The sequence below is a fragment of the Cryobacterium glucosi genome, assembly GCF_004402235.1.
GTDB classification, from domain to species: Bacteria; Actinomycetota; Actinomycetes; order Actinomycetales; family Microbacteriaceae; genus Cryobacterium; species Cryobacterium glucosi.
Genome location: NZ_SOFS01000031.1, coordinates 74,957 through 84,665, shown reverse-complemented (window position 1 = coordinate 84,665; position 9,709 = coordinate 74,957). Strand labels below are relative to the sequence as shown.

Genomic DNA, 9,709 nt, shown 5'->3' with positions numbered 1-9,709 from the left:
CGCAGCAGCGCTTGCACCCTGGCTCAACTACTACAACACTGAACGCATCCACACCGGCATCGGAACAACCCCCATCAGCCGAGTGTCACCAACGTCATGACTCAGTACATCAGCGGTTGTGAGGTCATTCGGCTTCATTCGGCGTTTTCTTGCGGTGCCTGTGCAAAAATGTCGGTGTGTCCTGGTCTGTCTGCAGCGAGCCGACGACCGTGGCGGGGCAACCCGAACGGCAAGACCGGACCGATGCAGACGGGGAAATAATGAACGAGAAGTCCACCTACCGCGCCATCTTCTATGGTGCCAACCCGATCGCGTCCGGCACGGAACGAGAACTGGCCTTCGTCGACGGCGACTACCAACAAACAGTCACCCTCGAGGTCGATGAGGAAGACGCCATTGTCCGCCGGGTATTCAAGCTGGGGCATGTGACCGAAGAACCGATCGCGTACCAGTACGTAGAAGACGTGCACGATGATGCGGCCGAACCGGACGTTCCCAACTAGGGCAGGCCGAAACGCCAGATCCGCGCCCCCGGGCTACGGCCGGGCCACACCGGCAGCACCATCAGCGGGCCGACCATCGACGCCCGGAGTACGGCGGCGATCGTCGGAAACGGGAGCGTAGCTTTCGGCGAGGTGGCCGAGGATGCCCGGGCAGGGCTTCCTGATGAGGCCGTTGATCCTTGTGTGCTGCACGTCCATGAGGCTGATGGTGTCGAAGTCGCCACAGAGAATGTTGGTCTGCAGAGCACAGGCAGTGTCGTTACTACGTTCGATGCTGAGGTTCTCAAATCACAGGTGCCTGATCCGGAACGCTCGGCACGGTGCGGGTGTGGTGGTCCTGGTGGTTTCTCACTTTCGGTCGATTGCTTTTTTGCCTTCCCGCGGAAGAAGCGATATCAAGTGTGAGCGGGTACGTGCCCGGAATTTCAGGTGAAATAAGCCGAAAGCGCGTCCAAAAATCTGGGCACGGCCTTCCATGCTGCGCTGGCCCGATGGCTGCGTTTGTCCGCACTATGGAAGCATCAATGGATGGCGGCCGCCAACTCTCGTTGGAAACGTGGCGGCTACGACCGGAAGGTGTCCGTGACGGCGGGCACGAACTCCGACATGACCAGAACCCCGCTTAAGCTCTGGTTCGCTTTCGCGTGGCGGATGGTCGGAGACAAGATCGGAGTAACAGCAATCCAAGTACAGCGGGAGCTGGAACTGAGGTCGACCCAGACGGCCTGAATAGTGCCCCACCGGTATCGGTCCGTAACGGTTCGTTCGTCCAGCACGATCCGTCGCGCGGCGACGTTAAGGTCGACGAGTCAATCTTTGGTGGCTTCGAGCCGGGCATACGGGGCCGTAGATCGACCAGAAAGCTTCTGCCCGCCGCCGCGGTGGAACGCAGACCCATAATTCAGGGCGCCAGCCACGTCAGTCTCACTGCTTTCCTCCAAGCCAACATCGAACCAGGTAGCCATGTGATCACCGACGGCTGGTCTGCGTATCCGGCTGGACACCCGGTCGCTACGACCACACCGGCATTCCCATGCCTGCTTCAGGCCTCCCTGCGCACGAGGTACTCCCGGGCTTCCACCACATGTTCTCTCTGGTCAAGAGGCGCTGATGGAAACGACTCATGGTTCGGTCGTGGCGAGCATCTACACGCCTACGTCGACGAATGGGTATTCAGGCTCAATCGTCGGAGTGCCCGCAGCCGTGAACTCCTGTATATTCGACGCTCGTTGAAAAGTAGGCCGCCGGCGCCCTATTACTCGATGCGCGAAGCTGGCCGAAAGCGTCCCAGGCCGATCCCAATGCGCGGCCGCCACCAACGTCCACCGAGCCTCGACATCGGGCACCCAGAACTTCCTTGGTGCAACGAAACATTCTAAAGCCAGGTACCTGAACAGAAAAGTAGTCTCCTGAATTCGGAACGGGACGCACTGACTTTTCCGGTCGAGAGTTGCCGGTGTGGCGGGCACTCTCGACCGGAAAGGTCTCAATAGGGCGAGCTAGAGGACGTCCTCGTCCACCCAGTCGAGGGACTTGGTGATGGCCTTTTTCCAGTTGCGCAGCAGCCGGTCGCGTTCGGCGACGTCGAGCTTCGGCTCCCAGCGGGCGTCTTCCTGCCAGTTCGCGCGGAGCTCGTCGAGGTCGTTCCAGAAGCCGACCGCGAGGCCGGCCGCATACGCCGCGCCCAGGGCGGTTGTCTCGGCGACCACCGGGCGCACTACGGACACGCCGAGGATGTCGGCTTGGAACTGCATCAGCAGGTCGTTGGCCGCGGCGCCGCCGTCGACCTTGAGCTCGGTGAGTGGGACCCCGGCGTCGGCGTTGACCGCGTCGAGCACCTCACGCGACTGGTACGCGATCGCCTCGAGGGCCGCCCTGGCGATGTGACCCTTGTTCACATAGCCAGTCAGGCCCACCAGGGCGCCCCGGGCATCGGCACGCCAGTAAGGCGCGAACAGGCCGGAGAACGCCGGGACGAAGTAGGCGCCGCCGTTGTCCTTGACCGAGAGGGCGAGCGCTTCGATCTCGGAGGCCGAGCCGATGATGCCGAGGTTGTCGCGCAGCCACTGCACGAGCGCGCCGGTGACGGCGATCGACCCCTCGAGCGCGTAGTGCGTCGCGCCGTCGCCGAGCTTGTAGCCCACGGTGGTGAGGAGGCCGTTCTGGGAGTGCACGATCTCGGTGCCGGTGTTGAAGATCAGGAAGTTACCGGTGCCGTAGGTGTTCTTCGCCTCGCCCTGGTCGAACGCGGCCTGGCCGAACGTTGCGGCCTGCTGGTCGCCGAGGATGCCGGCGATCGGGGTCTCGCGAAGCAGGCTGTGTTCGCTCGCGATGCCGTAAACCTCGGAGGAGGAACGGATCTCGGGCAGCATCGACCGGGGCACGTTGAAGGCGGCGAGGATGTCGTCGTCCCATTGCAGGGTTTCGAGGTCCATGAACATTGTGCGGCTCGCGTTGGTGACGTCAGTCGCGTGCACGCCGCCCTCGAGGCCACCGGTGAGGTTCCAGAGTACCCAGGAGTCCGTCGTGCCGAACATCAGCTCGCCGGCATCCGCCTTGGCCCGGGCGCCCTCGACGTTCTCGAGGATCCAGACGATCTTCGTGCCCGAGAAATACGTGGCGAGCGGCAGGCCGACCTGCTTCTTGAAGCGTTCGACGCCTTCGGTGGCGGCAAGGCGGTCGACGATGGGCTGGGTGCGGGTGTCCTGCCACACGATCGCGTTGTAGACGGGGAGCCCGGTGGTGCGGTCCCAGACCACGGCGGTCTCACGCTGGTTGGTGATGCCGACGGCGTCGATGTCGTGCCGGGTCAGGTTCGCCTTGGACAGTGCCTGCCCGATGACCTCGCGAGTGTTGTTCCAGATCTCCATCGGGTCGTGCTCGACCCAGCCGGCGCGCGGGAAGATCTGCTCGTGCTCGAGCTGGCCGGTCGAAACGATCGACCCCGCCTTGTCGAAGATGATCGCACGGGAACTGGTCGTCCCCTGGTCGATCGCAATGATGTACTGGGCCATTGAATACTCCTTTGTAGTCGTGCGGTTCAGGTTGGGTGTGGGAATTGCTAGCCGAACGTGCCGCGGCATCCGTCAACGGAGGCCGCGGCACCGGTTCCCTGGTTAGGCCAGGATGGGCAGGAGTGCGGTGGACAGGAGTCCGGCGAGGACGCCGCCGATGATGGGGCCGAAAACGGGGACCCACGAGTATGACCAGTCCGAGGAACCCTTGCCCTTGATGGGCAGGATGAAGTGCGCGATTCGCGGACCGAGGTCACGGGCGGGGTTGATCGCGTAGCCGGTCGGCCCGCCGAGGGAGGTGCCGATCACGATGACGAGCAGGGCCACCGGGAGCGGGCCGAGCGCGGCAAGCCCGCCGTTGACACCCTGGCGGCCACCGCCGAAGGCGATGATCACGAATACCAGCACGAACGTGCCGATGATCTCGGTAAGAAGGTTCCAGCCGTACGAGCGGATGGCCGGACCGGTGGAGAAGACACCGAGCTTGTTCGCCGGGTTCGGTTCCTGGTCGAAGTGCTGCTTGTACGCCAGCCAGCAGAAAACAGCGCCGATGATGGCTCCAAGCAGCTGCGCCCCGATGTAGGTCAGCACCGACAGGAAGTTCACCGGGACCCCGGAGCCGAATTCAGTGGCGCCGGATGCGACCAGGCCGAGGGTCACGGCGGGGTTCAGGTGCGCCCCCGAGTTGTAGGAGACGATGACGCCGGAGAAGACCGCGAGGCCCCACCCGACCGTCACCATCAGGAAACCGCCGCCCAGGCCCTTGTTCTTGGCCAGGGCCACGTTGGCCACCACGCCGCAGCCGAGGAGGACGAGCAGGGCCGTGCCCACCAGCTCCGAGAGAAAAACGATACCGAGATTGTCCACATTGACACCTTTGTTCAGTGAAGCCGAGTTATAGCCGATGGTCGTGCAGCTGAGGTTCCGCCGATGAACAGCGGAAACGAATCGTGAGAAACCTATCGGCCTGATGCGCTAGTCGGTGCATTCCGCCGTGCACGTTTGTGCAGATCGTCGTCTACGCGCGTGGAGCGGATGCCGCGTCGACCGTGGTGAGGTCGACAGCATGCCGGTCGCGCAGCACGTCGACGGCGAGGTCGAGCTCGAAAGCGCGACGTGCGGAATCCCAGCCCAGCACGGGAGCGAGGACTCCGGCGAGTTCTTCGAGCAGCGCCAGGCTGAGCTCACCACGGAAGGCCATGCTCGTGCGTCGCAGCACGAGGTCGGTCAGGTGCACCACTGATTCTGTGGCCGCGAGGAACTCGATCTCCCGACGGGAGTAATCGGCGTGGTGTTCCAGCGCTTCGTCCGGTTCCGCGGTGATGAAGTCGATCACGTCGACCGCGCGGGTGCCGTAGCGGGTCAGCAGCTGGTCGGCCCTCGAGGCGCCGACCTCGTCGCCGTTCGCGGCGATCCAGACCCGGTGCGCGGCATCCGTGGCCGGGAAGTTGCGGCCGCCGCCGATGGGAAGGCCGGCCGTCGACACGACCCGGGTGCGGCCGAGCAGGGTGAGGATGTCGCCGCTCAGGTGCTCGGCGAGGGCCCGGAACGTCGTCCACTTGCCGCCGACGAGGCTGAGAAGTGTGCCCGGTCGGGCACCGAGCGGACGGGACTCGATGCGGTAGTCGCGGGAGACGAACCCCGGTGCCTCGTCGTCGTGCCGCGGCAGCGGACGCACACCGGCGAACCGGAAGACGATCTCTGAGCGGTCGACGGCCACATCCGGGAAAACGTGCTTGACGAGATCGAAGAAGTAGTCGACCTCGGCCTCAGTGCAGCGCGCGGGCTGGGTCATATCGTGTTCGAGGTCGGTGGTGCCGACCAGCACCCGGCCCGCAAGCGGGTAGATCAACACGATGCGGCCGTCCTTGTGCTCGAAGAAGATTTCGCGGCCACCCGTGGCCGCGAGAAGCTCCCGGTTGTCGAGCACGATGTGCGACCCCTTGGTGCCGCCCATGTACGTGCTGGTCTGACCGAGGGCCGTGTTCGTGAGGTCGGTCCAGGGCCCGGACGTGTTCACGACGATGTCGGCCTGGAAGCTGAATTCGGCGCCGGTGACCGCGTTCCGAAGACGCACGCCCGCGGCATCCATGCCGATGGCCTCGATGTAGTTGGCGCTGCGCGCGTGCGCGCCGGCGGCCAGGCCGTCGGCCAGCACGTCGAGCGCGAGGCGCTCGGGGTCGTGCATGGAGGCGTCGAAGTAGGTGGCCGTGTACTTGAGGCCCGGGTTGAGGCGCGGCAGCAGTCTGAGCGATGCCTTCCTGCCGAGGAACTCGTGCCGGGGCACCGTGCCGCCGTCGCGGGAGAAGGAGTCGTAGAGCATCATGCCGATCTTGATCAGCAGGGCGCCACGTTCCTGGGCCGCGCCCTGGCGGTGAGTGAGAAAGCGCATCGGCGCCGACATCACCCCGGAGAAGGTGGAGTAGATCGGAATGGTCGTCTTGAGGGGCTTGACGTAGTGCGGGGCGATCTTCAGCAGGCTGTTGCGTTCCTCGACCGACTCCTTGACCAGGCGGAATTCCCCGTTCTCGAGGTAGCGCACACCACCGTGGATCATGTGGGAGGAGGCCGACGAGGCGCCGGAGACGTAGTCGCCCTTGTCGACGATCGCGACGTCGATGCCCTGCATCGCCAGGTCGCGGAAGGTCGCGATGCCGTTAATTCCGGCACCGATGATGAGCACGCTCGCCCGAGGATGAGCGGCGATGGCGGCTTGAGCGGCTACGGCACCGAGGCGGATACCCGGCGCGGATGCCCCGGCGGGCTTCTGGTTTGAGGGGGTCACTGTTCGCTCACTTCTGTGTGGGTCGGCAGGTCTGGTGTGTGGATCTGCAGCCTTAGGTCTGCAGCGGCGGCGGACAATCACCGGCTCACGGTCCTGCGCATACCGCGCAACCTCGTGGGTCAGTACAGCATGCGCAACACCACACAAACGGTCAATACCTGTGCACACACGTGCACACATGTGCAAGCAGAAGCTACGACCATCACAAACGATCCATCCCTGTCCGACCGAACCGATGACGCCCTCACGGCGGTAAAACCGTATTACGTGCAGGACCACCTGACCATGGAGGCCATCGCGCACGAGCTGCACACCTCCCGTTCCTCGGTGTCCCGCCTACTGAGGCAGGCCAGGGCCAACGGGCTCGTGGACATCCAAATCCGTTCCCCACTCAACGCGACGAGCCGCCTCGACTACACGAGCGAGATCCTCCGCCGCTTCGGTGACGCGTTCGGAGCCCACATCGAGCAATTCCCGGTGCAGACCTTCTTCGACGACCCCGCGACGAAGCGGGCGTTCTGGCGGGAGCGCGGCGTGACGAGACTGCTCGAGATGCAGGCGCGAATAAACGTTGCACTCTTCGGGCTCGGCTCGCCATTCTCCAAGGTGCCCAGCCACGTCTACGCGCGCGGGTACCTCGAAGACGAGGACTTCACGGCCCTCAGCGCGGCCGGCGTCGTCGGCGTCGTCGGCGACTGAGTATTTGCGAGTTCGGGGGCCGTTGAATATTGCCTTCGGGGGCCGCCAGTATTGTCTTTCGGTGCCGGGCTGTCGCGCGGTCGGGGGCCGGTGGCGCCCGACCGCGCGAGTCTTTATGCCTTGACCTGGCCGGCGATGTGTTCTCGCATGTTGTGGCCGCCGGTCTCGACCCAGATGGTGTTGTGCACGATGCGGTCCATGATCGCGTCCGCGTGGACTCCGGAGCCGAGGCGCTGGTGCCAATCCTTCTGCGCGTATTGCGTGCAGAACACCGTCGATGCTTGGTCGTAGCGTCGCTCGAGGAGTTCCAGCAGCATGCTCCTGGTGCTCTCGTCGGGTTCATCGAGGAGCCATTCATCGATCACCAACAGCGAGAACGAGGCGTACTTGTTCAGAAACTTCGTCGTGCCGGAGGGCTTATCGCGGGCCAGCTGCCAGGCCTCTTCGAGCTCCGGCATCCGAATGTAGTGCGCTCGCACCCGGTGGAGGCACGCGGCCTTCGCCAACGCGCAGCCCAGATACGATTTCCCCGACCCGGTGAAGCCCTGGAACACGACGTTTTGCTGCCGGTCAATGAACGAGCACGTGCCCAGCCCCGCGAGCATCGACCGGTCCAGGCCGCGTTCCTCGACAAGGTCCAGACGGCGCAAATCCGCGTTCGGATAGCGCAGGTTCGCCCGGCGGATCAGTCCCTCGACCTTCGTTTGGGTGAAGACGGAATGGGCGTCATCGACGGCGAGTTTGATCTTCTCCTCGAACGCCAGGCCCAGCGTGAGGGTGTCGTCTTGCGCATCGAACGCGTCCAGCAGGGTGGACACGCCCATTTCGCGGAGCTTGCGTTTGGTCTCGATATCGATCCGGCTCATCGTGCAGCGCCTGCGTAGTAGTCGGCGCCGCGGACATATCCGCCGGATTCAGATTCGACAGGTTCGAAGCGCGGCATCCTGCGGGTGCCTTTCTTGTCTTGCCCGGTCTCCAAGATCGGTTGCAAGTGCGCATACCGGGGCGAGCGAACACGACCCTCCAACGCGATCTGGCACGCTTTGTCCACTCTCTCGCTGGAATAACGACGACTCAACCGCAGCACTGCGAGGGCGGCGTCGAAGCCCTGCTCTTCCACCGGCACCGACTCGAAGATCCTGTTCACCACGGTCACCATGTTGGGGCCGACTCGTTCGGCCCAGGCCCGGATCCGGACGCTGTCCCACTCCCGATACTTCTCGCCCTGGGGCTGGTCGGCATCGTTCGTGCGGTATTCATTCACAACATGCTCACCAAACAACACGTGGCTGGTGAGCCGCTCATGGCTCCGATAAACCTCCAGCACCTGGCTGGTGATGCGCAGATCCACGGCCTGGCCGATCTGGGCGTAGGGGACGGAGTAGAAGTTCTTCTCCCAGACCACATGCCCGTTCTTCTGCACCCGACGCCCCATGACCCACCGGCTGATCTCATACGGGGCCGACGGCAGCCGCCGCAGCAACGCCTTCTCCTCAGTTTCAAACACGCTCAGGCGGGAGCCGGCACGTTTCTGGAACGGTTCCCGGTTATAGGCATCCATCCGCTCCCGGATCGCGACCCGCAGTTCGGGAAGCGACCCGAAGCTCCGATGACGTAACCCTGCGATCACCCAGGTAGCGACATGAGAGACCGTATTTTCCACGCTGGCCTTGTCTTTTGGAGCCCTCGGTCGACCCGGCAGCACCGCTGCCGAGTAATGCGCCGCCATCTCCCGGTAAGCGTCGTTCAACACGACCTCGCCCTCGCGAGGGTGCTTGATCACCCCGGTCTTCAAATTGTCGGGCACGATCCTAGGAACCGTTCCGCCGAACCACTCGAACATCGCGCCATTGGCCAGCAGCCAGGAGTCTTGCCGCATATCCAACGCCGGTTCCACGAACGCATACCGGGAAAACGGCCGACACGCGACGAACAAATACACCCGAGACGCCCCGCCCATGACCGGATCGGTGAGCTGCATCGTCGGCCCCGACCAATCGACCTCGACCGTCCGACCAGCCTTATGACCCACCCGCGACGCCGCCCCCGTGACCAGGGTGTGCGCCGCATAGGACTTGCAGAATCGGTCGTATCCCATCGCCGGCTGCCCCGACACCGCGCACCCGTCGACGTACTCGCCATGGAGCAGCTTCAGCGTCACCCCGACCTTGCCGAGCTCTTTGTGCACCCCATCCCAATCGGGCTGCACGAACACACTCTCGTGCTCGCCCCGGCCCGGGAACAACAACGCATAAACTTCCGCATCGCTGCGGCCAACATGACCATCACGGCCGATGCCGGCCTGGTCAGCTGCGTCGAACACGGCCAGCACGCTCTTGCACGACATGGCCTGCGCGAGAGCGATCCCGCGCCCCGTCATCCCCTCGGCGCGGAGCTCGAGCACCCGTTTCGCCTTGATCCTTCGTACCATTACTAACTACTCCTTCCGCCGCGTGCCTATACACGCAGCGGAAGGAGCTAAGCAGATGGCCCCCAACAGAAATATCCGGTGGCCCCACACTAGGCTACTGACCAGATCGACCAGTGGCCCCGAACGTCAATAACGCTGGCCCCCAGAAGCGCAAATACTCACGACGATGACGTGGCGCCGTCTTCTTCCGCGCCGACGGGTCCATCGACGGGATCCCGCTCAACGAGCGCGGTACCGGGCCAGATCTCGCCGTGCTGCGCGGGGCGCCCCGGCGCAT

The 9,709-nt window shown here is 64.2% G+C and carries 9 protein-coding genes; 3 read left to right on the top strand and 6 right to left on the bottom strand.

From position 1 onward, the window contains the following. Positions 1–176: 176 nt before the first annotated feature. Positions 177–503: a hypothetical protein gene (locus tag E3O46_RS13745; protein ID WP_134449740.1), complete on the top strand. Its 327-nt coding sequence runs from the start codon at positions 177–179 to the stop codon at positions 501–503. A gap of 33 nt (positions 504–536) precedes the next feature. Here the strand turns inward: E3O46_RS13745 and E3O46_RS18345 are convergent, their stop codons facing one another. Next, positions 537–701 carry a hypothetical protein gene (locus tag E3O46_RS18345; RefSeq protein WP_166787410.1) on the bottom strand — a complete coding sequence of 55 codons (165 nt, stop codon included), beginning with the start codon at positions 699–701 and terminating at the stop codon, positions 537–539. A gap of 446 nt (positions 702–1,147) precedes the next feature. Here E3O46_RS18345 and E3O46_RS19060 point away from each other — a divergent pair, with 446 nt between their 5' ends. Continuing rightward, entirely contained in the window at positions 1,148–1,882 is a 735-nt protein-coding gene (locus tag E3O46_RS19060; RefSeq protein ID WP_166788305.1) for a transposase, read from the top strand. Between the two features lie 120 nt (positions 1,883–2,002). Here E3O46_RS19060 and glpK read toward each other — a convergent pair whose 3' ends face one another. The 3 genes from glpK to E3O46_RS13725 form a co-directional block, all read right to left on the bottom strand. Next, positions 2,003–3,517, bottom strand: coding sequence for a glycerol kinase GlpK (gene glpK / locus E3O46_RS13735; protein WP_134561892.1), 1,515 nt, complete (start codon positions 3,515–3,517; stop codon positions 2,003–2,005). Between the two features lie 102 nt (positions 3,518–3,619). Beyond that, on the bottom strand, positions 3,620–4,384 hold the full coding sequence (locus tag E3O46_RS13730; RefSeq protein ID WP_134446156.1) for an MIP/aquaporin family protein: 765 nt from the start codon (positions 4,382–4,384) through the stop codon (positions 3,620–3,622). A gap of 151 nt (positions 4,385–4,535) precedes the next feature. Next, complete coding sequence (locus E3O46_RS13725) at positions 4,536–6,257, bottom strand: glycerol-3-phosphate dehydrogenase/oxidase (RefSeq protein ID WP_277612978.1); 1,722 nt, start codon at positions 6,255–6,257, stop codon at positions 4,536–4,538. 312 nt (positions 6,258–6,569) lie between these two features. Between E3O46_RS13725 and E3O46_RS13720 the strand changes: the two genes are divergently transcribed. Beyond that, on the top strand, positions 6,570–7,001 hold the full coding sequence (locus E3O46_RS13720) for a sugar-binding domain-containing protein (protein WP_420897745.1): 432 nt from the start codon (positions 6,570–6,572) through the stop codon (positions 6,999–7,001). Positions 7,002–7,114: 113 nt separating this feature from the next. On the opposite strand, the gene E3O46_RS13715 is transcribed toward E3O46_RS13720, so the two are convergent. After that, entirely contained in the window at positions 7,115–7,867 is a 753-nt protein-coding gene (locus E3O46_RS13715; protein ID WP_134561889.1) for an ATP-binding protein, read from the bottom strand. Next, entirely contained in the window at positions 7,864–9,432 is a 1,569-nt protein-coding gene (gene istA / locus E3O46_RS13710) for an IS21 family transposase (protein WP_134561888.1), read from the bottom strand. The genes E3O46_RS13715 and istA overlap by 4 nt, the downstream gene beginning before the upstream one ends. Positions 9,433–9,709 lie beyond the last annotated feature (277 nt).

Coding starts and splice junctions, on each gene's coding strand:
- E3O46_RS18345 (WP_166787410.1), bottom strand. CDS start 701: ATGGACGTGCAGCACACAAGGATCAACGGCCTCATCAGGAAGCCCTGC.
- glpK (WP_134561892.1), bottom strand. CDS start 3,517: ATGGCCCAGTACATCATTGCGATCGACCAGGGGACGACCAGTTCCCGT.
- E3O46_RS13715 (WP_134561889.1), bottom strand. CDS start 7,867: ATGAGCCGGATCGATATCGAGACCAAACGCAAGCTCCGCGAAATGGGC.
- istA (WP_134561888.1), bottom strand. CDS start 9,432: ATGGTACGAAGGATCAAGGCGAAACGGGTGCTCGAGCTCCGCGCCGAG.